We start from the raw sequence: 21,081 nt of genomic DNA on the forward strand, positions 1-21,081 counted from the left end.
TGCTCAGCTCATCCAGGCGGGTGTGATCGGCAGGCCACGGCGGGCCCGGTATTCGCACAGAGCGGTGAGGTTGTTCAGCTCCAATTCGTGACCGGCGGCGAACATGTCCCAGAAGTCGCCGACCCAGGGCACCCGTTCCGTGGGCGCGGTGTCCGGGTACGGGTTGGTGTCGTAGAACGGGTGGTGGCAGTTGGTCCACAGGACCACCGATCCGGGTTTGTCGAACACCACCTGGGCATCGACCACCCGCAGCAGGTAGATCATCCACAGATGCCGGCCTTGGTCCCAGGCGCAGTGGTAGTCGACGGTCATCGCCTCGGCGTTCGTGACGGTGCGGGTGTAGATGGTGGTGTCGGATCCGAGTCGGTCGTGGGCCGACCACAGACCGGGTTGTTCGGTCGGGGTGAATCCTCGCAGGCTGTAGGTCCATTCCTCGAGGCTGCGGGTGTCCGCCAAGTACGTGAAGACGTCGTGTGGTGGGGCGTCGATGTAGCCGTGGACGGTGCAGTACTCGCCGAAGACCTGCTGGTGCGGGTACACCGACCGGAGCATGTCGAGGATGATCGGGGTGGTCGCCTCCCGGTCGGAATTCTCGATCCGCAGCACCCCGGGGATCACGCCACCCGGAATGTCACTGAGGGCGGGCAGAGATGTGCTCACTGCGCTCCTCCTCGATCGTGGGCGGTTCCAGGAAGGGCAGGAACGGGGGGATCTCGTCGGGGTCGCAGTCCACGGCGATGAAGACCGGCCCGCTGGTCGTGGTCGCGGCTTGGAGGGCATCGAGGAGTTGGTCGAGGGTGCGGGCAGGGTAGGAGGGCATCGTGGGGAACATGGCGGCGACGCCTTCCGCGAGCATCGACGGCTGAAACCGATTGAAGCTGTAGCGGTCCCCGTAGAACAGTTGCTCGCGGGTGAGGCACATGGCGTGGGCGTTGTTGTTGAAGACGAGGAAGGTGATCGGTAGGTGGTGTTCGATCGCGGTGTGGATCTCCATGCCGTGCATGAAGAAGGCGCCATCGCCGGCGACGACGAAAGTCCGCCGGTGAGGATTTCGGGTCGCTTCGGGGGCGTCACTGCCGTGGGCGAAGGCGGATCCGATCGCGGCGCCGAAGCTGTAGCCCATGCCGCCCATGCCGAGCGCGACGACGAACCGGCCGCCGTGGGGGACGGGAAGGTGGTGCACCACCGCGGCCCCGGTGTTGCCGGCGTCGGCGAAGACGTCGGATCCGGCGGGCATCACTGTGGCGATCGCCGCGACGGCCTCGCGGTAGCGCACCCCGGGGCCCACGGACACCGGGACCCGCAGCGGAGACAACCCACCGTGAGTGGCCGCATCGGGTGCCCCGCCCGGCGACAACATGTCGGCGAGTTCGACCAACGCCTCACACAGGTCGAGGCTGGCCGCGTGTACGGCGGGTACATACGGTGGTTCGGCGCCGATGCTGGCGACCGGGACGGCGGCAAGGGCAGTGTCGAGGCCCGTGCGGGCGGTGGCCGGCATCCGGGTGCCGATCAGCAGGCACAGCGCGCTGTGTCGCACCGCCTCGATCAGTTCGGTGTGCCCCATGATTCCGGCGACACCGCAGAAGCCGGGCTGGTCGGCGGGGTAGACGTCCTTGGCGTCCGGGGCGACCCCGACGGCGGCGTCCACCGCGGCGGCGAGGGCGTGCAGCGGTTGCCGCGCGTCGTCGCGCGCCACCTGGTCGCCGGCGACGAGCACGATCTTCCCGGTCCGGCGGGCCGCCGCGAGCCGGTCCCGGATCCGAGCGAGGCCGGCCGGGTCGTGGCCGGATCGGTGGGGCAAGGGGCGGAGGGTGAAAGCCCCGTCGACGGTGGACTGCTGGATGTCCTTGGGTAGCAACAACACCGCCGGGCCACCGGACCGGGCCGCGGCGACCGCCCGCTCCAGGTGGCCGGCGAGGTCGTCGGGTCGCTGCACCCGGGCGCAGTAGCGGGAGATCTCGGCGAACAACCGGACAGCGTGGATTGTCCCGGCTGTGCCGCTCGAGTCCTGGAACGCCCCCGTTCCTTCGAGCGTGGTGGGTGGTTGCCCGACCAGGGCCAGCACCGGCACCCGGGAGGTGTAGGACTCGGCGAGCCCGGCCACCAGGTTCATCGCGCCACCGCCCGAGGTTGTGGCAACCACCCCGAGGCCGCCGGTGGTGCGGGCGTACCCGTCGGCCATGGTGGCCGCGGCGAACTCGTGCTTGGCCACCACCCCCCGCACGCGGCGGCCGGTGGCGAACAGCGCGTCGTAGAGGTCTTCGATGTTGGCGCCGTCCACCCCGAAGATGTGGTGCACCCCCAGGTCGGCGACGGCGTCGACCACGGCGTCGACAACCCGCCTGCCGCGCTGGACCGGGTGCTGGGATCCGGTGTTCATGAAGCTCCCCTACTCGGGCTGTCGGTGCCGCGGCGGCGCTGGTACCTGCCCTGATCGACACCGGTCAGTTCCTCGATGATCTCGAGTCGCCTGCCGGCGACCTTGACCACCGCGTGGAAGATCGAGCCCACTTCGCCGGCCTCACCCGAGATCAGGTTGTACGCAATCACATTGGTCATGAACAGTCTCATGTTGTCCGGGTCCGTGAAGAAGGCGGACACCTCGCCGATGGGGCAGTCGATGACGACGGATTCCTCGGTGACGATCACGATGACTCCTCGACGGGGTCGGGTGGGTGCCGCAATCCGCGGTGGTTCGGCGCGCCAGGACGGCCTGTGGGTGTCACGATTGCCGGCGCAGGGTCATTTCTGCGAGGGCGACGTCGAATTCCTGTGTCCGGTGGTCGAATCGGACGCTGTGGACGGTGGGGTAGTAGGCGGTGTGCTGGTAGGCCGCCGGCAACTTGATGTCGTCACGAATCGTCGGCTTGGTGAGCAGCCATGCACGGGTCATCATCGGCTCCATGAAGGTGTAGTTCCCGTCCCAGGACCCGTTGACGAAGGTGTGCGTGAAGTCGTAGACGCCCGGGATCATGCCGGCGGTCGCGTCCATCCAGTGCACCCCCATGAAGGGCACCGCCAGTTCGGATGCGAGCAGGCCGGGCGGGGTGACGTAATCGCGGGGCATGTACCTTCCGTCGGGCAGGTGTGCGGCGCGGGCCGCGTACTCCGGTGCAGCAGGATCGATCTGCTCGATCGAGGACATGTCCGTCATGTAGAAGTGCATGTCGAAATGCGGTTTTCCGAACAAGATCTCCGGTTCGTGTCCGTGCGGGTTCCAGTTGAGCATGACGTGGTCGAACACCGTCGCTGACGCCTGCTCGGGGAGGTCCAGCATGAACATCGCACCGGTTTCGGGCAGCCCCTCCAGCGCGGTCACCGACATCCGGACACCGACCCCGGTCGGGTCACCTTTCGTGTCCACGGTGGCGTACGTCCGCACCGACCCGTCGCCGACTCGTTCGGAGGCGCTGAAGTACGTACGACCGTCCTCCGGTCCAGCAGCGGCAGCGCTGCACCCGCCCACGGTCACGCAGGCAGCGAGCACCAGACTCACGGCGCGGAGCAATCGATGCTCTCGCATGACGGGGCCCCCTTCTCCGAGTCGGTGCCGGGCCTGACACGCCGAGCCGTGCACCTGGCCCTCACCATGTCGGCGTGGGCGATTCGGCGTGACGGCGATTCCGGTGCCCGACACACTGGCCAGACTTGTGATCACCGCCAGTGTGGGCCCGGGACCGGGCCGGGAACCATCCCATACGCGGGGGATATCGGGACGGTGGCGTGGTGGGGTACACGTCCCGGGCGCGACGGTGCCCCGCGCCGAACAGGTGTCGGCACGGGGACACGGTCACGCGACAGCGGCTACGTCACGGGCTCTCCGTCGGGTCCGCTGTCGGGCGGGTACGTCCCGTTCGCGTACGGGTTGAACTCGTTGGTGAACAGTGCGTCGGCCTTGACGGCGCCGGCCTCGAGGAGGCCCTGCCGCACACTCTGGTCGATCCAGATCTGGAACTCCTCGGCGCTGATCACCCCACCCGGTGTCGGCACCCCCGAACTCTTCCACTGCTTCACGAACTCGGTGTTCTCGTTGCGTCCACGCCCCTCGATGATCGTGACGAAACGGTCGATCACCTCCTGACGCGGCGCGGTCTGTGCCCAACGCAGTGCGCGCGCCGTGCCCTGGACGAAGTCGGCGACCGCCTCCCGGTGTTCGGCGATGTAGTCGTCCCGGAACGCGAATCCTCCGATCCCGAGCGGCCCGGTCAGATCGACGTCGGTGAACAGCGGCCGCAGTCCACCCCGCACGAGTGCGGCGTCCTTGACCACCCCTCCCAGGTTGCCGACGTCGATCTGGCCCTGGCGCAGTGCCTGTTCGGTGTTGAGCGGAGGCACCACGACCAGTTCGACCTGCTTGATCTCGTCGTCTGACAGACCCGCCCGGAACAGCCACTCCTTGATCACGTACTCGTGGTAGGCGCCGAGGGTGTTGATCCCGACCTTCTTGCCGAGCAGGTCGCGGGCCGAGGTCAGCGGGCTCCCGTCGAGGACGTAGTACCCGTTGAAGGTGTCCTCCTCGGTGTCGCCGTCCGAACCGTAGGTGGCCAGCACCGTGGTCACCGGCGCGCCGGCGTCGACGAGTTTGGCTGTCGCCCCGTAGAACGCCGACCCGAACTCGGTCTGGCCGGTCGCCGTGTTCTGGATGCTCGACGGGCCGCTCGTGTTGTCACCCAACCACTTCAGCGTCACCGTGTCGAAGTATCCGAGGTCCTCGGCGAGTTCGGGGTAGGTGACCGTGCTCGCGCTGCCCTCGTAGCGCAGTACCGTCTTCCCGTCCGCGGACACCTCCTCCGAGTCCGCGGACGAGCCGCCGCACGCCGTCGACACGAGCGCGACCGCCACGAGCAGTACCGCCGCGACGAACCGTCCGCGCGACCTCGACCTCGTCAACGAGATCATCGCTCAGTCCTTGCCGTGGAAGGGATCGCCGACGACCGACACCGACTTCCGCCCGTCCGGGCCCACCGGAACGTCGCCCTCGACGGTGGTGCGGTGCAGCACCCGCACCACGTCGAGGTGATCGAGGTCGGTCGGGGCCTGGTGCGCGGTGATGCGGTTGTCCCACACGCCGATGCTGTCGTCCTCCCACCGCACCCGCACCGTGTACGCGGGGTTGGTGATCTCCTCGAACAGCAGGTCCAGCAGCCTGTCGCTCTGCGACGGTGACACTCCGAGGATTCGGCTGGTGAAGCCGGGTGTGACGAACAGCCCTCGCTCCCCGGTCTCGGGATGCACCCGGACGACGGGATGTTCGGTGACGTACGGCTCGTCGACGACGTGCTGTTCCGACTGACTGCCGGACGCCCAGCGCGGCGTCCGGCCGCCGAAACGGTGCTCGGCCCGCAGGCCGTCGACGAAACGCTTCAGCGACTCCGGCAGATTCGCGTACGCCGCCCCGAGATCCGTCCACGTCGTGTCGCCGCCGACGTCGGGTACCAGCTCGGACCGCAGGAACGTGATGGCCGGTGGATTGACCAGCGCCGAGATGTCCGAGTGCCAGAAGTTCGCGTACGAGTACTTCTTGGTGCCCGCGCGGGCCGCGTACTTGCGGCTGTCGACCTCGAGGATCTCCCGGTGCGCGGCATCCGGGTCGTACTTGTACGGGTGCGAGTCGGTGATACGACCGAAGTAGCGGGTGAACCGGATCTGGTCCTCGTGGGTCAGCGGCTGATTGCGGAAGAACAGCACCTTGTACTCGAGCAGCGCCGCGCGCAGTCGCGCGACGGTGGCGGCGTCGAGATCGGCGCGCAGGTCGACCCCCTCCACCTCGGCCCCGAGGTGTCCGGCGATGGGTGCGACCCGCACCGTGGTCGTGGGTTCGGTGACGGCGGTCATCTCACTTCTCCCCGCGGAAGGCCGCACCGGACAGCGACACCGATTCGCGGCCGTCCGGCCCGACCGGCACGTCGCCCTCGATGGTGGTGCGGTACAGCACCCGGGTGACGTCGAGGTGGTCGAGGTCGGTCGGGGCCAGGTGCGCGGTCGCGCGGTTGTCCCACACGGCCAGCGACCCCGGCTGCCACCGGAACCGCACGGTGTAAGCGGGATTGGTGACCTCCTCGAACAGCAGGTCGAGCAGGCGGTCACTCTGCGACGGCGACAAACCGACGATACGGGCGGTGAACCCCGGTTGGACGAACAGTGCCTTCTCTCCGGTCACCGGATGCACGCGGACAACGGAATGTTCGGTGACGAACGGGTTCTCCCGCACCCGGCGGCCGTACTCGCTGTCCGCGGACCACTGCGGCCGGCGTCCGCCGAAGCGGTGCTCGGCGCGCAGCCCCTCCACCAGGCGCTGCAGAGATTCCGGAAGACCCTCGTACGCGGCGACGAGGTTGGTCCAGCTCGTGTCGCCGCCACGCTCGGGTACCTCGTGGGCGCGCAGCAGGCTCACAGCGGGCGGGTTGACGACCGCGGTGACGTCGGTGTGCCACTGGTTGTCGTAGCTGTACTTCGTTCGACCGAAACGCTTTTCGTACTTGCGGCTGTCCACCGCCAGGATCTCCGGGTACCCCTCGGGGGCCTCGTCGTCGTACGGGTGCGACGGAGTGACAGTGCCGAAGGTGCGGGAGAACGCGATCTGCTGGGCGTGGTCGATGTGCTGGTCGCGGAAGAACAGCACCTTGTACCTGTGCAGCTTCCTCCGCAGCTTCTCGGCATCGTGCTCGGAGAGCGGCTCCCGGAGGTCGACCCCGGTGATGTCGGCGCCGATGTGGCCGGCGACGGGTCGAACCGTCACGTCGGTCGCGGTGGGCAGGTCCGGTGCAATCGTCATGTGAATCCCCCTCGGGCTGTGCGCTTCTCGGCCTCGTGCGGGCCGTCTCCATCACCCTGACCCAGCTGGCGAGGTCGCGGAAGGCGGTTTCCACCATGCGAAAAACACTCAGCGTGAGTCTATTTCGCCGTGAGCTGCGGTGATGCGACTGGCGGCGTGCTGCATCGCGGGAACGATCCTGCGCACCACCGGATCGGTGAGGCGGTGACGCTGCGCCTGGACACCCACTGCGCCCCAGGGGCGGCGGGCGTCGTCGAAGACCGGAACCGCCACCGCGAGGACGGTGGGGTCGTCGGCATCGACGTCGACCGCGAATCCGCGTCGGCGAATCCGGTCCAGGTCCGCCCCGGACACCGACCCCGGACGGCGGTGCGGTTCGAAGGCCAGCATCGCACGGCCCATGACGCTGCTGCCGACGGGTTGGCGGGCGCGCGGAATCTGGGCATCACAGAAGCTTTCCGGCGGTCGCGCCGAGAAGACGGTGAGCGCCTCGTCGCCGCGGACCACGCCGAGGCTCGCGGTGATGCTGATGCCGGCCGCCAGTGCGTACAACTGCGGCGCGCAGGCGTCCACACCCATCCGGACGAGAGGTGGCACCGCGAGTGCGATCAGGCCCGGCCCGATGCGGTACCCGTCCCTGCCGGATGCCCGCTCGAGAAGCCCGCCCCGCACGAGCGCCTGCGCGATGCGGTGCGCACTGCTCACGGGCAGGCCGGTCCGAGCCGCCAGGGAACTGACCGTCAGCTCGAGCGCGCCGTCGTCGAAACACGCGAGGACCAGGGCGGCGCGTTCGATCGCACGCGAGCCGGTCCTCGCTGGATCCGGTGATGTCGTCATGGCACCTCGCACGGTTGTCGCCCCCGCACTCGGTCGGGGCCGTCGGTCAGCGTGACTATCACGCGCCCGGCGACGGTGGTCAACAATTTCGCGCGCGGGGTCGTCGAACCCGATCGTCGCCCGGCTCGCGTCGCTGCCGCGCGTCCGCTTGTCCGTGCCCCGGCCGATCGCGAGGATGAGCGCATGGTGATCAATTCGGGGCCTCGGCCGATGTCATTCGCTCGGGTTGTCGCGGTGCCCGTGGCCGCTGCATTCGTCGTCGGCGCCGCCGCGTGTTCGAGCGAGACGAACGGTGTCGCGACCGCACCCGCGACCAGTGCCCAGCCGGCCGCGTCGAGTGCCCCACCCGCCCTCCCGGTGCCGCCGGCGCCGTCCGAGGACGGGTACTCGGCAACGTCGGTGCAGGTCACCGGGGACACCGGCCGCGTCCGCTACGACGTCGAGGTGCCCCAGGTCGAGGGTGGCGACCCGGCGGTGGCGGCGGAGTTCAACGAGTCGATCCGGGCCGCGCTGCAGGACCAGATCGACGGGGCGGCGGGGGAGAGCTTCACCCTCGGAGGCCGCGACGAGTCCCGGGTCGCGCACATCGGGTCGCGGGTGCTCAGTGGGCTCCTCGTGACGTCCTGGAACGCCGACCCGCCGGGTGCGCATCCGACACCACTGGTCGCGACGGTGGTGATCGACGCAGACAGTGCGCAGCCGGTCACCCTCAACACCCTGTTCCCCGATCTGCAGGCCGGCCTCGACCGACTCTCGGAGGAGTCGGCACGGCTGCTGCCCGCGACCGCGGCGGGCGCGGAGTTCGACCGTACCGGAATCGAACCGACCCATCGGAATTTCGCGAACTGGCTCGCCACCCCGGAGGGCATGGAGATCCACTTCCAGGACTACCAGGTCGGGCCGCACGCCGTCGGGCTGGTCGAGGTGACGGTGCCGTGGGAGCGGCTGCAGGACGTGATGGCGCCGGCGATGGTCGGGGTCGTCTCCAGCTGACGCCGAGTGTGCACCCTCCCGCGCGCGCACTCGGGCGATGCGACGGTCCCCCCCGAGCAGTCGCACACTCGGCGGAAGGGGCGGACATGCGAGAGGCCGCACAGTCGTCGGACTGTGCGGCCTCTCGGAGAAACTGTGCCTACCGGCTGGTGAACGGCAGCAGGGCCATCTCGCGGGCGTTCTTCACCGCGACGGCAACCTGCCGCTGCTGCTGCGGGGTCAGACCGGTGACGCGACGGCTGCGGATCTTGCCGCGGTCGGAGATGAACGTGCGGAGCAGGTTCACGTCCTTGTAGTCGACGTGCTCGATCTTGGCCGCGAACAGCGGGTTCTTCTTGGGCTTACGGCCGGCCTCCGCACCGCGGGGCTTCTTCGACGGGCTCCTCTTGACTGCCATTGCTTCCCTCTCGAGTCTTACCAGCTGGACTTGCGCACGCCGGGCAGTTCCCCGCGATGGGCCAGCTCGCGCACGCGCACGCGGGAGAGCCCGAACTTTCGCAGGTGGCCGCGCGGACGACCGTCCGCAGCGTCACGATTACGCAATCGTACCGGACTGGCATCACGGGGTAGACGCTGCAGCGCACTCCGGGCCGCGGCACGCTCTGCGTCGCTGGTCGATGGCCGCCGCACGATCTCCTTCAGCTCGGCGTGGCGTTCCGCGTACCGCGCGACGACCAGTGCCCGCTGCTCGTTCCGAACCACCTTCGACTTCTTCGCCATTCAGCGCTCCTCACGGAAGTCGACGTGGCGCCGGACGACGGGGTCGTACTTGCGCAGCATCAGCCGGTCGGGGTCGTTGCGCCGGTTCTTGCGGGTGACGTAGGTGAATCCGGTGCCCGCTGTGGACTTCAGTTTCACGACCGGCCGGATGTCGGTGCTCTTGGCCATCAGACGCGCTCCCCTCGGGCCCGGATCCGGGCGACGACGGCTTCGATGCCGTCCCGGTCGATGGTCTTGATGCCCTTGGCCGAGACGGTGAGGGTGATCCGGCGGCCCTCGCTGGGCAGGTAGTAGGTCTTGCGCTGGATGTTCGGGTCCCAGCGGCGGTTGGTTCGGACGTGGGAGTGCGACACGGACTTCCCGAATCCGGGGGAGCGTCCGGTCACCTGGCAGTGCGCCGACACGAGTGCCTCCTTCGAAGTGATAGTGAAAACGGTTTTCGACAATGACCGGTTTGCACTGTAGCGTCACGAAACAAGTAATGACAATCGTTGTCGAAAGGAGTCGTCGTGACCGACCGACGAACACCGGTCGTCCTCGTCTCGGGCTGGCACCACACCGCTGCCGTCGCGGCGGACCTGCTCACCGAGGGCACCGTCCTCGTCCACCACGACCTCGACCACCTGCGTGAGGGAGTGGTCCGCCGCACCGTCACCACCGCGGCCGGGACGACCGACACCGCCGTCCTCGAACTCGCCCACGGCTGCGTGAGCTGCACACTCCGGGAGGACCTGCTGCCCCTGCTGCGACGCCTGCACGCCCGCGACTCCGTCCGGCGCATCGCGCTGCACCTCGACCGCACCCTCGACCCGGAGACGGTCTGCCGGGCGATCGAGGAGGTCCACGTCACCGGCGTGGTCGGGCAACTCGACGGTCCCGCGTCCCGCGACGTCCGCATCGACGCCGTTCTCACTTGCATCGACGCCGCCACCTGGCTCGCCGACGCCACCGGTTCAGCGCCCGTGAGTCCTTCCGGCCCGCCCGCGGACCAAAAGGACTCACAGTCGCGCAGCGCCCACGCGGTGACACGGGACCGCTGACGCCGCCACGCCCGTCCGGCAGGGATGATGTGACATCGTGCTGCTCAACGTCCTCGAACTGGTCGGCGTGGTCGCGTTCGCCGCGTCGGGCGCCCTGGTGGCGGTCACCAAGCGGCTCGACTTCTTCGGCGTCGCGCTGATCGGGGTGTTCACCGCGATCGGTGGCGGCGTGCTGCGTGACGTGCTGCTGGGCATCACGCCGCCGACGTCGCTGAACACGTGGAGGTACTTCACGACCGCGCTGGTCACGTCGGTGGTGGTGTTCTTCGCGCACGCCGCGGTCCGTCGGCTGCGCCGCGAGATCCTCGTCCTCGACGCCGTCGGCATGGGCCTGTTCGCGAGCAGTGGGGCGACCATCGCACTCGATGTCGGGGCGAGTAGTCAGGCGGCGATGCTGATCGGCGCGACCACCGCCATCGGCGGCGGCGTGCTCCGCGACATCCTGGTCAACGAACTGCCGCTGCTGCTGCACCGCGACCTCTACGCCATCCCGGCGCTCGTCGGGTCGACGGTGGTCGTGGCGTGTGCGGCGGCGGGCCTCGGCGCCAACACCGGCCTGCTGGTCGGGACGATCTCGGCGTCGGTGCTTCGGCTGCTGGCCCTGTGGCGGAAGTGGAACCTGCCCGGCCCCCGGCACGTGGACGTGTGAGCACCGGATTTTGCGCGACACGGTTCAGCGACCTCTCAGCACGATCTCAGTCGCCGGGTGGAAACTGGTCAGCATGCGCATCCTGGTGGTCGACGACGACCGAGCCGTGCGGGAGTCACTCCGCCGTTCCCTGACCTTCAACGGGTACACCGTCGACCTCGCCGTCGACGGTCTCGATGCACTCGAGAAGGTGGCCGCCTCGCGTCCCGACGCCGTGGTGCTCGACGTGATGATGCCCCGCCTCGACGGACTCGAGGTGTGCCGCCGGTTGCGCAGTGCAGGCGACGACCTGCCGATCCTGGTGCTCACCGCGCGGGACTCGGTGTCCGAGCGGGTCGCCGGCCTCGATGCGGGCGCCGACGACTACCTTCCGAAGCCGTTCGCCCTCGAGGAACTCCTCGCGCGTCTGCGCGCGCTGCTGCGCCGCGCCGCGCCCGGCGGCGGGGAGGATTCGGAGATGCTGACCTTCGAGGACCTGACCCTCGATCCCGTCACCCGCGAGGTGAACCGCAAGGGCCGGTCGATCAGCCTCACCCGCACCGAGTTCTCGCTGCTCGAGATGCTGATGGCCAATCCTCGTCGGGTGCTCTCCCGTAGTCGCATCCTCGAGGAGGTGTGGGGCTACGACTTCCCGACGTCCGGCAACGCGCTCGAGGTGTACGTCGGGTACCTGCGCCGCAAGACCGAGGCGGACGGCGAGCCCCGCCTGATCCACACCGTGCGCGGGGTCGGCTACGTGCTGCGGGAGACGCCTCCGTGATGGTTGCCCCGTTCTCCCGTTCGGCCGCGGATTCCGCGGCGCCCCATGCGATTCCCGAGATGCGTCCACCGATGCCGCTGACCCGGTCGGTGTCCCTGCGGTGGCGGGTGACGCTGCTCGCGGCGTCCGTCGTGGCCATCGCGGTGGCGGTGATGGCGATCGCCGCCTACGTCGTGGTCTCGCGCGCGCTGTACAACGACGTCGATTCGCAGCTGCGCAGTCGCGCAACGACGTTGATCGACAACAACTTCGACGCCCTCGACATCCGGTCGGTGTCGATGGCGACGGTCTACTCGAACGACATCAGCGTGGCGCTGATCTTCCCGGACCGGACGGTGTACATGCCGCCCGGGTCGAACACCCCGATCGGCGAGGCCGAGATGTCCGTCGCCGAGGGCGTCCACGAGTCGACGTTGCGGACCCTGTCGGGGCAGCGGGTGTTGGCGCAGCGGACCAACCTCGGGTCGACCCTGGTGATCGCCCAGCGCCTCGCCCCCACGAAGGAGGTGCTCGAGCGGCTCGCCTGGGTGCTGTTCGTGGTCGGCGGTTGCGGTGTCGGGTTGGCCGCGCTCGCCGGAATGACGGTGGGGCGCACCGGGTTGCGGCCCGTCGCGCGGCTCACGGCGGCGACCGAGCGGATCGCGCGCACCGACGAGCTGACGCCGATCCCGGTCACCGGCAACGACGAACTCGCCCGGCTGACGGTCTCGTTCAACACGATGTTGCGTGCCCTGGCGGAGTCCCGGGACCGGCAGAGCAGGCTGGTCGCCGACGCGGGGCACGAGCTGCGGACCCCGCTGACCTCGTTGCGCACCAACATGGAACTGCTGATCGCCTCCCGCCGTCCCGGCGCGCCGCAGATCCCGGACGAGGACATGGCGGAACTTCAGGCCGACGTCATCGCGCAGATCGAGGAGATGTCCACTCTCGTCGGCGATCTGGTCGATCTGGCCCGCGAGGACGCGCCGGAGACGGTGCACGAGCGAATCGACCTGGCGGACACCGTGGAACGGTCCCTCGAACGGGTGCGTCGGCGGCGGAACGAGGTGGACTTCGAGGCCGAGATGTCGCCGTGGTTCGTCCACGGAGACGGTGCCGGTCTGTCGCGTGCCGTGCTCAACGTGCTCGACAACGCGGCGAAGTGGAGCCCGCCGGGCGTCGAGGTCCGCGTCCGGATGCGTCCGCTCGACTCCGGTCACCTGGCGCTGACCGTCGACGACGCGGGCCCCGGGATTCCCGAGGAGGACCGGCAACTGGTGTTCGAGCGGTTCTACCGGTCGATGGATGCGCGATCGATGCCAGGCTCCGGCCTCGGCCTGGCCATCGTCCGGCAGGTCGTCGTCAAGCACGGTGGCACGGTGGAGGCCGGCGTCTCCGAACGAGGCGGCGCGCTGATCACGATGGTGCTGCCCGGTGAGTCGGGGGTCACAGCTGGGGACAGGGACGAGAGCAAGGTCTCGGCAAACTGAAAGGACGATCTCAGCACCCTCTCAGCCCGACCGGTCAGTCTGAATGGCAACGAGATCGACGAAGGTCGCACCCGGCGGGTGCGCAGGGGAGAACGGACCACACACAGTCATGACCGACGATCACAGCGGCCGGAACCACCCCGGCCAGAACCCGACCGGCCAGAGCGTTCCCGGTCACAACCCGGCCGGCCAGAGCGTTCCCGGTCACAACCCGGCAGGCCAGCAGGGGTCACCCTGGGCGCCGAACCAGCCGACCGCGCAGCAGCCGACCGCGCAGCAGCCGACCGCGCAGCAGCCGACCGCGCAGCAGCCGACCGCCCAGCAGCCGACCGCCCAGCAGCCGACCGCCCAGCAGCCGACCGCCCAGCAGCCGACCGCGCAGTACCCGCACTCGGATCATCCGACTGCGCAGTACCCGACTGCGGCGCAGCACTACCAGCAGCCCGGGTACGGGCAGCAGGCGCCGTACGGGAACTACCAGCAGCAGGACGCGCCGCCCGCGGCCGGGGCGTACCCGGGTGCCGGGGCGCCGACGTCGAGCCAGTACCCGGCGAGCACCGAGACCAAGCCGAAGAAGGGCCGCACCGCCCTCGTCGCGGGTGCTGTCGCGCTCGCCCTGGTCAGCGGCGGCATCGGTGGCGCGGTCGGTGCCTGGAGCGCGGACGGCGGCGCCTCCGGCCCGGTGACCAACGCGCTGTCCGCCCCCCGCGCCACCGCCACCCAGACCGCGAACGCGCCGGCGGGCACCGTTCAGGCGGTCGCTCAGAAGGTGCTCCCGAGCGTGGTGCAGATCCAGGTGACCGGCGCGCGGGCGGAGGGCGAGGGGTCGGGCATCGTGTTGTCCTCCGACGGTCTGATCCTGACCAACAACCACGTCGCGACCGGTGCGGGCGCCGACGGCAAGCTCACGGTGGCGTTCTCCGACGGCACCACCGCCGCGGCGACACTCGTCGGCGCCGACCCGATGTCGGACATCGCGGTCATCAAGGTCGAGGGCCGCACCGACCTGACGCCGATCGAACTCGGCAACTCGGACGACCTGCAGGTCGGGCAGCCGGTCGTCGCGATCGGTTCGCCCCTCGGCCTGGCCGGAACCGTGACCAGCGGCATCGTCTCCGCTCTGAACCGGCCCGTCTCCACCAGCGGCGAGTCGGGCAACCAGAACTCCGTGATCGACGCCATCCAGACCGATGCCGCCATCAACCCCGGCAACTCGGGTGGTGCGCTGGTGAACATGGACGGGCAGCTGATCGGCATCAACACCGCCATCGCCACCCTCGGCGGCGACGCGACCGGCCAGCAGGGCGGCTCGATCGGTCTCGGGTTCGCGATCCCCGTCGACCAGGCGCGGCGGGTCGCCGACGAGCTGGTCCAGACCGGCAAGGCCTCCCAGGCGATCATCGGGGTGTCCGTGTCCTCGCAGGACACCTCGCACGGCGCGGGCGTCCAGGACGTCACCGCGGGGGGACCGGCCCAGCAGGCCGGCATCCCGAAGGGGTCGGTCATCACCAAGGTCGACGACCGGGTCATCGACAGCGGCGACGCGCTGATCGCGGCGATCCGCTCGCACGCCCCCGGCGACAAGGTCCAGATCACCTACACCGACGCCAACGGTGCGAACGCGAAGACCGTCGAGGTCACTCTCGCGGAGGCGCCGACCCAGGGTGGTCGCTGATGCCGCGTGCTGACGCATCCCGACCCGGCCCGATCCGATGGATTGGCGGCCGATCCGGGTCGGTCGACGCCGGTGCCACTACGGTAGGGACCATGGACATCGAAGCCCCGCTGGCAGGCCGCGCGCTCGTGGTCATCGTCGACGACCGAACCGCCCACGGCGACGAGGTGGACTCCACCGGGCCGCTCGTCACCGAGTTGCTCGCCGAGGCCGGTTTCCTCGTCGACGCGGTGGTCGCGGTCGCGGCGGACGAGGTCGAGGTCCGCAACGCGCTCAACACCGCCGTCATCGGCGGAGTCGACCTGGTCATCTCCGTCGGCGGTACCGGCGTCTCGCCGCGCGATGTCACCCCCGACGCGACCGCGGCCGTGCTGGACCGGGAGATCCCGGGCATCGGCGAGGCGCTGCGGTCGTCGGGACTCGCGGCGGGTGCGGTCGACGCCGGGCTCTCGCGAGGGCTGGCCGGGGTTTCGGGCAGCACCCTCGTCGTCAACCTCGCCTCCTCGCGGGCGGCGGTCCGCGACGGCATGGCGACCCTGACGCCGCTCGCGAGCCTCGTCATCGGCGAGCTCTCCGGGATCGAGGAGTAGGCCATCACCGACGACGCGTCCAGCAGCCGCCCCGGCCCCGACCCGGTCGACCGGGCGAAGCTGGCGCGCATCTTCGGCGACGTGCTTCCGGAGACGACCCGCGACGAACGCGGCGACGACCGCCGCGGCGAACCGGACGGTGACGAATGGCTGCGTCGGCAGGTGCCCCCGCACCACGGCTGACCGCGCTGACCACGCACACCCGAAGGGCCCGTACCGGTTTCGGTACGGGCCCTTCGGGGGTGCGTGGTGGCTCACTCGCGGGCGAGCGGCCGATCGGCGAGGAGATCGCGGATCTCGGTGAGCAGTTCGATGTCGGTGGCCTTGGCCTCCTCCGTGGTGAGGAAACGCTCCTTGGCGTGGTTGTACGGAACGATGAGGATGAAGTAGACCACCGCCGCGATGATCACGAAGTTGATCCCGGCGGAGATGACCGCGCCGATGTTGACGAACGTCTCCGGGCTGTCGGTGATCTGGAAGCCGAAGCCCATCTCGTCGGCGCCGCCCAAGCTGGCGATCAGCGGGTTGATGATGTTCTCGGTGAACGCCGTGACGATCGCGGTGAACGCGGCCCCGACCACGACCGCGACCGCGAGATCGAGCACATTGCCTTTGAGCAGGAAGTCCTTGAAGCCTTTGAGCATTGGCCTGGTCCTCGTTTCGATCGTATCTGTGACGGGGCGTGGACATTCAGCATGCTAAGGACCGCCTCCGAAGGTCGGCAACCGCACACGCGGGACGCGCGCGGAATGTGATCTGGACGGTCAGTGCAGGGTGACGGTCACGGCGCTACCGAGGGCGGCCGCCGCGACGGTGGTCGCGACGTCGGCGGGAAGCGCCACGAGGACGACCGGTTCGCGGGCCGCGCGGCCGGCCTCGCCGGGCGTGACCAGTACCACCGCGGCATCGGAGGCGAGCAGACGCGGCTGGGTCGATTCTTCGACGTCGACCGTGAGGATGTCGACCCGGTCGCCGGCCCGCAACAGTCCCGCTATCTCGGTGTCGTCGATGCGCAGCGGCACGATGCGGGCGTCCGCACCCGCCGTCGCCGCGGCCAGTCGGGGGCCGAGCAGTCGCACGTCGGTGAGCGGTTCGCCCGAGCGGGCGGGGCCGGCGAGCGTGTGCCCGATCGCGTCGTCGACCGTCCGGAGGGAACCGTCGGGGACGGTGTCCGCGGCAACGGTGGCGAGCCGCACGTCGGCCTCGGTGACGGCGGAGCCGGGCGCGAGGTCGCGGGCGGCGGTGACGATCGCGACCTGATCGGAGTCGGGATCACCCCGCACGGCGAGAATCAACGCAAGCACGCACAGGACACCGGCGGCCACCCGCCGCGCGGCGGCCGTGTGGACCCAGTCGGGCCGGGTCAGGCGGGCAAGTCGCTCGACCGGTGTCGGGGACAGGTCGTCACGGCGACGCTCGGTGTCGTGGTCCATGCGGACACGGTAGGACGCGAACGAGCGTGGCCAGGGGCCCGCGGACCCGTCCTGTGGATGGATCCGGCGGGCTGTGGAATTCTCGAACTAGCCGGCGGCTGCGGCCGGAGCCGGGGTGCTCGTCGACGACGAGGAGTCCGACTTGGTGGAGGAGCTCGAATCCGACTTCGCCGGCTCGCTGGCCGTGCTGCCGCCGCCGCGGCTGTCGGTGCGGTAGAACCCGCTGCCCTTGAACACGATGCCGACCGAGTTGAACAGCTTGCGAAGCTTTCCGCTGCACTCGGGGCACACCGTCAGGGTGTCGTCGCTGAACGACTGCACGATGTCGAAGCGGTTGTCGCATTCGGTGCAGGCATAGGAGTAGGTGGGCACTGCAGGTTCCTCCGCGCGGATACTCGGGCCTGCGTCGGGGATACAGCAGGCATTGGCACTTTACCGTCTCGAGTGCCAACACCGGTAATCCGACACCTATTCCTGCCACCTATTCCTGCCCGAGCACCTGCAGGCCACCGCCCGGGGTGAGTGCCTCGTGCATCCGGACGTCGTGCGCATCCTCCGGCAGTCGCGCGACCAGCTCGTCGTCGCGGACGACCGCGACCAGCCGGGCGCCCGCGGCCAGCCCGAGAGTGCGGTCGTAGAACCCGGCGCCGCGGCCGAGCCGGACGCCGCGGCGGTCCACCGCGAGGGCGGGCACGAGCAGCATCGTCGCCTCGGCGACGCTCTCGGGGGGCAGGAAGGGCGGTGCCGGCTCACGCAGGCCGAACGGTGCACGGACCAGCGCGTCCACCCCGTCGTACGTCGCCCACCGGAGGGGGCCCGGCTCCCGCGCGACCGGCAGCAGCACCCGGCCGACGGAGGCGGCCAGGGCGTCGAGCATCGCCGTCCCACCGGGCTCGCCGCCGACCGGGACGTACGCGCACACCGTCGCCCCGCGCCCGAGCTCGCGCCCGAGAGCGGTGACCGCCGTCGTCAGCGCCGCGGTCTCGGCGTCCCGGACGGCGGCGGTCACCTCGCGGCGCCGAGCCAGAATCTCCTCACGCCACTGTGTCTTCGTCGCAGCTCCGGCCGTGTCGGGTGAGGGCTGCGGCGCAGGGGTCGGCCTTCTCATACCGACAACCCTAGGATCCCGTCTTCACAGGCACGGCCTATATGGTGTGGCCCATGACAGACTCCGGCACCAACATCTCCAAGGCATTCCGCACTGCGGTCGTGCCCGCGGCGGGACTGGGTACCCGGTTCCTCCCCGCGACCAAGACGGTGCCGAAGGAACTGCTGCCGGTGGTCGACACGCCGGGCATCGAATTGGTCGCCGGTGAAGCTGCCGACTCCGGCGCGAACCGGCTCGTCATCGTCACCTCCGAGGGCAAGGACGGTGTCGTCGCGCACTTCGTCGAGGATCTGGTGCTCGAGAGCAAGCTCGAGGCCAGCGGCAAGTCGCACCTGCTCGAGAAGGTGCGCAAGGCCCAGGGCCTGCTCCAGGTCGAGTCCGTCGTGCAGGACGAACCGCTCGGGCTCGGGCACGCCGTCGGGTGTGTCGAATCGGTCCTCGACGACGACGAGGACGCGATCGCCGTGCTGCTGCCCGACGACCTGGTGATGCCGCGGGGCGTGCTCGAGACGATGGCACGGGTGCGCGCCAAGCGCGGCGGCAGCGTGCTGTGCGCGATCGACGTCCCGAAGGAGGAGGTCAGCGCGTACGGCGTGTTCGAGGTCGAGGAGGTCCCGGACGCGGTCAACCCCGACGTGCTCAAGGTCACCGGCATGGTCGAGAAGCCGAAGCCGGAGGACGCACCGTCCACGTTCGCGGCGGCGGGCCGGTACCTGCTCGATCGGGCGATCTTCGACGCGCTGCGGCGGATCACACCCGGACAGGGCGGCGAGCTGCAGCTGACCGATGCGATCGCGCTGCTGATCGACGAGGGTCACCCCGTTCACGTGGTGGTGCACCGCGGCGGAAGACACGACCTCGGAAATCCCGGCGGGTACCTGCGCGCTGCGGTTGACTTTGCGCTCGACAGTGAAGAGTACGGTCCGTCGCTGCGTGAGTGGCTCCTCGAGAGACTGCAGCAGACGGGCCGGTAGTGGGGTCGGGAGGCAGCGACTACATGCGCTCGGTTGAGGAGCAGCAGGCCAGGGTCACCGCAGCCGCGGTCGCGCCCCGGCCGGTGCGGGTCGCGATTTCCGAGGCGCAGGGACTGCTGTGCGCGGAGGAAGTGATCACCGAGCGTCCGCTCCCCGGTTTCGACCAGGCGGCCATCGACGGTTACGCGGTTCGCAGTGTGGATGTCGCGGCCGCCGGCTCGGGGCAGCTCGGCGAGGACGGCGAACCGATCGACGTCGTGCTTCCCGTGGTCGGTGAGGTGGTCGCCGGCTCCCGGCAGCCGACACGACTGCAGCCGCGGCAGGCGGTCCGGGTGGACACCGGCGCGCCGCTGCCGACCCTCGCCGACGCGGTGCTCCCGCTGGACCGCACCGACGGTGGCCGCAACCGGGTGCGTGTGCTGCGGCCGGTCCGTTCGGGCGACTACGTGCGCCGGATCGGCGACGACGTGCAACCCGGCGATGTCGCGGTGCGGGCGGGCACGATCATCGGCGCCGCCCAGGTGGGTCTGCTCGCGGCGGTGGGCCGCGACAAGGTGCTCGTGCATCCGCGGCCCCGGCTGTCCGTGATCACGGTCGGCGGTGAGCTCGTCGACATCGACCGCACGCCCGGTCCGGGTCAGGTGTACGACGTGAACTCCTACGCCCTCGCGGCCGCGGCCCGCGACGCGGGTGCCGACGTGAACCGGGTGGGGATCGCGGGCACCGATCTGCGCCGACTGCGCGAAGTGGTCGAGGGTCAGCTGATCCGGTCGGAGATCGTGGTCATCGCGGGCGCCGTCGGCGGGGGCGCGTCCGACCAGGTCCGGGAGGCACTGCGCGAACTCGGCGACCTCGAGGTCGAGCGGGTCGCGATGCATCCCGGTTCGGTGCAGGGCTTCGGGCAGCTGGGTCGGGACGAGGTCCCGACCTTCCTGCTCCCGTCGAATCCGGTGAGCGCGCTGGTGGTGTTCGAGGTGATGGTTCGTCCGCTGATCCGGATCGCGCTGGGTCGCAGGCAGCCCATGCGCCGGATCGTCAGTGCCCGCACCGTCGCCCCGATCACCTCCATCGAGGACCGCAAGGGCTTCCTGCGCGGCCAGTTGATGCGGGACGAGGCGACCGGTGAGTACCTGGTCCAGGCGCTCGGCGGTGCACCCGGTGCGTCCTCGCACCTGCTGGCGACACTGGCCGAGGCCAACTGCCTGGTGCTCGTGGATCCCGAGGTGACGGAGGTCGGTACGGGTGAGCGGGTGGACGTGGCCTTTCTCGCGCAGCGAGGCTGACGAGGTGACCACCGGCCTGCGCCGGTACACCGTTCATCCGGGGTGGCCGGCGCGACTCGGGCCGCTCGTCGCGCCCGGCGGGCAGGTGACGCTGCGACCGATCCGGCTGCGCGACGCGGCCACCTGGAGCCGGCTGCGGATCCGGAACGAGGAACACCTGCGACCGTGGGAGCCCACCGGGGAGGGGCCCTGGGAGGCGCGGCACCACATCGGGAACTGGCCGGGGCTGTGCTCGTCGTTGCGGTCGGAGGCCCGGAAGGGTCGGATGTTGCCGATGGTCATCGAGCTCGACGGCCGCTTCTGCGGGCAACTGACGATCGGCAACATCGTGCGCGGCGCGCTGCGCTCCGCCTGGATCGGGTACTGGGTGGCGAAGGAGGACGGCGGTCGCGGGGTGGCGACCGCGGCGCTGGCTCTCGGGCTCGATCACGGGTTCGGGGAGATGGGGCTGCACCGAATCGAGGCCACCGTGCGTCCCGAGAACCTGGCCAGCCGGGCGGTGCTGAGCCACGTCGGGTTCCGCGAGGAGGGGTTGCTCGAACGCTACCTGGACGTGGACGGACAGTTCCGCGACCACCTGCTGGTCGCGATGACCGTCGAGGAAGTCGAGGCGTCGGTCGCGGATCGGCTGGTCCGGGCGGGTCGGGCCAGCTGGGGCTGAACGCCCGGATGGCGGTGGCTACATTTCGGTTACCCGGGGTGCGGGGATGCGTCGGTAGTGACTAATGTGGCATGTGGGAAAGATGAGTCGGCGCGTCTGCGGGGAACAGCG

General features: G+C 69.9%; 25 protein-coding genes and 1 pseudogene. 10 read left to right on the plus strand and 16 right to left on the minus strand.

Annotated elements, in window-relative coordinates; translation table 11 throughout:
- Window positions 1-3: 3 nt before the first annotated feature.
- From ACFYVR_RS12525 to ACFYVR_RS12560, 8 genes are all read right to left on the minus strand, one after another.
- Entirely contained in the window at window positions 4-660 is a 657-nt protein-coding gene (locus ACFYVR_RS12525; RefSeq protein ID WP_387473292.1) for an SRPBCC family protein, read from the minus strand.
- Window positions 632-2,383, minus strand: coding sequence for a thiamine pyrophosphate-binding protein (locus ACFYVR_RS12530; RefSeq protein ID WP_387473295.1), 1,752 nt, complete (start codon window positions 2,381-2,383; stop codon window positions 632-634). The genes ACFYVR_RS12525 and ACFYVR_RS12530 overlap by 29 nt, the downstream gene beginning before the upstream one ends.
- A complete protein-coding gene (locus ACFYVR_RS12535; RefSeq protein ID WP_387473297.1) occupies window positions 2,380-2,652 on the minus strand; it encodes an SRPBCC family protein in 273 nt (90 codons plus the stop codon). Before ACFYVR_RS12535 ends, ACFYVR_RS12530 begins: the two co-directional genes overlap by 4 nt.
- Window positions 2,653-2,725: 73 nt before the next feature.
- On the minus strand, window positions 2,726-3,526 hold the full coding sequence (locus tag ACFYVR_RS12540) for a DUF5602 domain-containing protein (protein WP_387473299.1): 801 nt from the start codon (window positions 3,524-3,526) through the stop codon (window positions 2,726-2,728).
- 281 nt (window positions 3,527-3,807) lie between these two features.
- Window positions 3,808-4,893 (minus strand): ABC transporter substrate-binding protein, encoded by a 1,086-nt coding sequence (locus tag ACFYVR_RS12545; protein ID WP_387473673.1) that lies wholly within the window; start codon window positions 4,891-4,893, stop codon window positions 3,808-3,810.
- Between the two features lie 12 nt (window positions 4,894-4,905).
- Window positions 4,906-5,838: a TauD/TfdA dioxygenase family protein gene (locus ACFYVR_RS12550; protein WP_387473302.1), complete on the minus strand. Its 933-nt coding sequence runs from the start codon at window positions 5,836-5,838 to the stop codon at window positions 4,906-4,908.
- 1 nt (window position 5,839) lies between these two features.
- Window positions 5,840-6,778: a TauD/TfdA dioxygenase family protein gene (locus ACFYVR_RS12555; RefSeq protein WP_387473305.1), complete on the minus strand. Its 939-nt coding sequence runs from the start codon at window positions 6,776-6,778 to the stop codon at window positions 5,840-5,842.
- Between the two features lie 108 nt (window positions 6,779-6,886).
- Window positions 6,887-7,615, minus strand: coding sequence for an IclR family transcriptional regulator (locus ACFYVR_RS12560; RefSeq protein WP_387473307.1), 729 nt, complete (start codon window positions 7,613-7,615; stop codon window positions 6,887-6,889).
- Window positions 7,616-7,798: 183 nt separating this feature from the next.
- Between ACFYVR_RS12560 and ACFYVR_RS12565 the strand changes: the two genes are divergently transcribed.
- Entirely contained in the window at window positions 7,799-8,608 is an 810-nt protein-coding gene (locus tag ACFYVR_RS12565) for an RsiV family protein (RefSeq protein WP_387473309.1), read from the plus strand.
- Window positions 8,609-8,747: 139 nt separating this feature from the next.
- Here the strand turns inward: ACFYVR_RS12565 and rpsR are convergent, their stop codons facing one another.
- Genes rpsR through rpmB form a run of 4 tightly spaced genes read right to left on the minus strand, consistent with a single transcriptional unit; the run spans window position 8,748 to window position 9,732 of the window.
- On the minus strand, window positions 8,748-9,005 hold the full coding sequence (rpsR, locus tag ACFYVR_RS12570) for a 30S ribosomal protein S18 (protein ID WP_387473312.1): 258 nt from the start codon (window positions 9,003-9,005) through the stop codon (window positions 8,748-8,750).
- Window positions 9,006-9,022: 17 nt separating this feature from the next.
- Window positions 9,023-9,328 (minus strand): 30S ribosomal protein S14, encoded by a 306-nt coding sequence (gene rpsN, locus ACFYVR_RS12575; protein ID WP_387473315.1) that lies wholly within the window; start codon window positions 9,326-9,328, stop codon window positions 9,023-9,025.
- Window positions 9,329-9,499 carry a 50S ribosomal protein L33 gene (gene rpmG / locus ACFYVR_RS12580; RefSeq protein ID WP_387473675.1) on the minus strand — a complete coding sequence of 57 codons (171 nt, stop codon included), beginning with the start codon at window positions 9,497-9,499 and terminating at the stop codon, window positions 9,329-9,331.
- Window positions 9,496-9,732 carry a 50S ribosomal protein L28 gene (gene rpmB, locus ACFYVR_RS12585; protein ID WP_387473318.1) on the minus strand — a complete coding sequence of 79 codons (237 nt, stop codon included), beginning with the start codon at window positions 9,730-9,732 and terminating at the stop codon, window positions 9,496-9,498. The genes rpmG and rpmB overlap by 4 nt, the downstream gene beginning before the upstream one ends.
- Before the next feature lie 105 nt (window positions 9,733-9,837).
- Here rpmB and ACFYVR_RS12590 point away from each other — a divergent pair.
- From ACFYVR_RS12590 to ACFYVR_RS12615, 6 genes and pseudogenes are all read left to right on the plus strand, one after another.
- Window positions 9,838-10,281: pseudogene (locus ACFYVR_RS12590) on the plus strand (GTP-binding protein); the annotation flags it as partial.
- A 124-nt stretch (window positions 10,282-10,405) separates the two neighbouring features.
- Window positions 10,406-11,017 (plus strand): trimeric intracellular cation channel family protein, encoded by a 612-nt coding sequence (locus ACFYVR_RS12595; RefSeq protein ID WP_387473320.1) that lies wholly within the window; start codon window positions 10,406-10,408, stop codon window positions 11,015-11,017.
- Between the two features lie 73 nt (window positions 11,018-11,090).
- Window positions 11,091-11,777 (plus strand): response regulator transcription factor, encoded by a 687-nt coding sequence (locus ACFYVR_RS12600; RefSeq protein ID WP_387473322.1) that lies wholly within the window; start codon window positions 11,091-11,093, stop codon window positions 11,775-11,777.
- Window positions 11,777-13,246, plus strand: coding sequence for an ATP-binding protein (locus ACFYVR_RS12605; RefSeq protein ID WP_387473678.1), 1,470 nt, complete (start codon window positions 11,777-11,779; stop codon window positions 13,244-13,246). Before ACFYVR_RS12600 ends, ACFYVR_RS12605 begins: the two co-directional genes overlap by 1 nt.
- 109 nt (window positions 13,247-13,355) lie before the next feature.
- Window positions 13,356-14,921 (plus strand): trypsin-like peptidase domain-containing protein, encoded by a 1,566-nt coding sequence (locus tag ACFYVR_RS12610; protein ID WP_387473324.1) that lies wholly within the window; start codon window positions 13,356-13,358, stop codon window positions 14,919-14,921.
- A gap of 92 nt (window positions 14,922-15,013) precedes the next feature.
- A complete protein-coding gene (locus ACFYVR_RS12615) occupies window positions 15,014-15,511 on the plus strand; it encodes a molybdenum cofactor biosynthesis protein B (protein ID WP_387473327.1) in 498 nt (165 codons plus the stop codon).
- A gap of 254 nt (window positions 15,512-15,765) precedes the next feature.
- Here the strand turns inward: ACFYVR_RS12615 and mscL are convergent, their stop codons facing one another.
- The 4 genes from mscL to ACFYVR_RS12635 all read right to left on the minus strand — a co-directional run bounded on the left by mscL (window position 15,766) and on the right by ACFYVR_RS12635 (window position 18,052).
- The gene (gene mscL, locus ACFYVR_RS12620) at window positions 15,766-16,155 is read right to left on the minus strand and encodes a large conductance mechanosensitive channel protein MscL (protein ID WP_387473329.1); all 390 of its coding nucleotides are present in this window, start codon (window positions 16,153-16,155) and stop codon (window positions 15,766-15,768) included.
- 120 nt (window positions 16,156-16,275) lie between these two features.
- Window positions 16,276-16,944 (minus strand): SAF domain-containing protein, encoded by a 669-nt coding sequence (locus tag ACFYVR_RS12625; protein WP_387473331.1) that lies wholly within the window; start codon window positions 16,942-16,944, stop codon window positions 16,276-16,278.
- An 87-nt stretch (window positions 16,945-17,031) separates the two neighbouring features.
- The gene (locus ACFYVR_RS12630) at window positions 17,032-17,316 is read right to left on the minus strand and encodes an FmdB family zinc ribbon protein (protein WP_387473333.1); all 285 of its coding nucleotides are present in this window, start codon (window positions 17,314-17,316) and stop codon (window positions 17,032-17,034) included.
- Between the two features lie 109 nt (window positions 17,317-17,425).
- A complete protein-coding gene (locus ACFYVR_RS12635; protein ID WP_387473335.1) occupies window positions 17,426-18,052 on the minus strand; it encodes a 5-formyltetrahydrofolate cyclo-ligase in 627 nt (208 codons plus the stop codon).
- A 53-nt stretch (window positions 18,053-18,105) separates the two neighbouring features.
- Here ACFYVR_RS12635 and ACFYVR_RS12640 point away from each other — a divergent pair, with 53 nt between their 5' ends.
- From ACFYVR_RS12640 to ACFYVR_RS12650, 3 genes are read left to right on the plus strand one after another with little or no spacing between them, the layout of a single operon-like run.
- Window positions 18,106-19,026 (plus strand): UTP--glucose-1-phosphate uridylyltransferase, encoded by a 921-nt coding sequence (locus ACFYVR_RS12640; RefSeq protein ID WP_387473337.1) that lies wholly within the window; start codon window positions 18,106-18,108, stop codon window positions 19,024-19,026.
- Window positions 19,027-19,049: 23 nt separating this feature from the next.
- Window positions 19,050-20,309 carry a gephyrin-like molybdotransferase Glp gene (glp, locus tag ACFYVR_RS12645; RefSeq protein WP_387473339.1) on the plus strand — a complete coding sequence of 420 codons (1,260 nt, stop codon included), beginning with the start codon at window positions 19,050-19,052 and terminating at the stop codon, window positions 20,307-20,309.
- A gap of 4 nt (window positions 20,310-20,313) precedes the next feature.
- Window positions 20,314-20,970 (plus strand): GNAT family N-acetyltransferase, encoded by a 657-nt coding sequence (locus ACFYVR_RS12650; RefSeq protein WP_387473341.1) that lies wholly within the window; start codon window positions 20,314-20,316, stop codon window positions 20,968-20,970.
- The last annotated feature ends 111 nt before the right edge of the window (window positions 20,971-21,081 follow it).

The sequence above is a fragment of the Rhodococcus sp. NPDC003318 genome (assembly GCF_042879035.1).
Lineage (GTDB): Bacteria > Actinomycetota > Actinomycetes > Mycobacteriales > Mycobacteriaceae > Rhodococcus_G.

Coding starts and splice junctions, on each gene's coding strand:
- ACFYVR_RS12530 (WP_387473295.1), bottom strand. CDS start 2,383: ATGAACACCGGATCCCAGCACCCGGTCCAGCGCGGCAGGCGGGTTGTC.
- ACFYVR_RS12540 (WP_387473299.1), bottom strand. CDS start 3,526: ATGCGAGAGCATCGATTGCTCCGCGCCGTGAGTCTGGTGCTCGCTGCC.
- ACFYVR_RS12550 (WP_387473302.1), bottom strand. CDS start 5,838: ATGACCGCCGTCACCGAACCCACGACCACGGTGCGGGTCGCACCCATC.
- ACFYVR_RS12555 (WP_387473305.1), bottom strand. CDS start 6,778: ATGACGATTGCACCGGACCTGCCCACCGCGACCGACGTGACGGTTCGA.
- ACFYVR_RS12560 (WP_387473307.1), bottom strand. CDS start 7,615: ATGACGACATCACCGGATCCAGCGAGGACCGGCTCGCGTGCGATCGAA.
- ACFYVR_RS12565 (WP_387473309.1), top strand. CDS start 7,799: ATGGTGATCAATTCGGGGCCTCGGCCGATGTCATTCGCTCGGGTTGTC.
- rpsR (WP_387473312.1), bottom strand. CDS start 9,005: ATGGCAGTCAAGAGGAGCCCGTCGAAGAAGCCCCGCGGTGCGGAGGCC.
- rpsN (WP_387473315.1), bottom strand. CDS start 9,328: ATGGCGAAGAAGTCGAAGGTGGTTCGGAACGAGCAGCGGGCACTGGTC.
- ACFYVR_RS12600 (WP_387473322.1), top strand. CDS start 11,091: ATGCGCATCCTGGTGGTCGACGACGACCGAGCCGTGCGGGAGTCACTC.
- ACFYVR_RS12605 (WP_387473678.1), top strand. CDS start 11,777: ATGGTTGCCCCGTTCTCCCGTTCGGCCGCGGATTCCGCGGCGCCCCAT.
- ACFYVR_RS12610 (WP_387473324.1), top strand. CDS start 13,356: ATGACCGACGATCACAGCGGCCGGAACCACCCCGGCCAGAACCCGACC.
- ACFYVR_RS12615 (WP_387473327.1), top strand. CDS start 15,014: ATGGACATCGAAGCCCCGCTGGCAGGCCGCGCGCTCGTGGTCATCGTC.
- mscL (WP_387473329.1), bottom strand. CDS start 16,155: ATGCTCAAAGGCTTCAAGGACTTCCTGCTCAAAGGCAATGTGCTCGAT.
- ACFYVR_RS12625 (WP_387473331.1), bottom strand. CDS start 16,944: ATGGACCACGACACCGAGCGTCGCCGTGACGACCTGTCCCCGACACCG.
- ACFYVR_RS12635 (WP_387473335.1), bottom strand. CDS start 18,052: ATGAGAAGGCCGACCCCTGCGCCGCAGCCCTCACCCGACACGGCCGGA.
- ACFYVR_RS12640 (WP_387473337.1), top strand. CDS start 18,106: ATGACAGACTCCGGCACCAACATCTCCAAGGCATTCCGCACTGCGGTC.
- glp (WP_387473339.1), top strand. CDS start 19,050: ATGCGCTCGGTTGAGGAGCAGCAGGCCAGGGTCACCGCAGCCGCGGTC.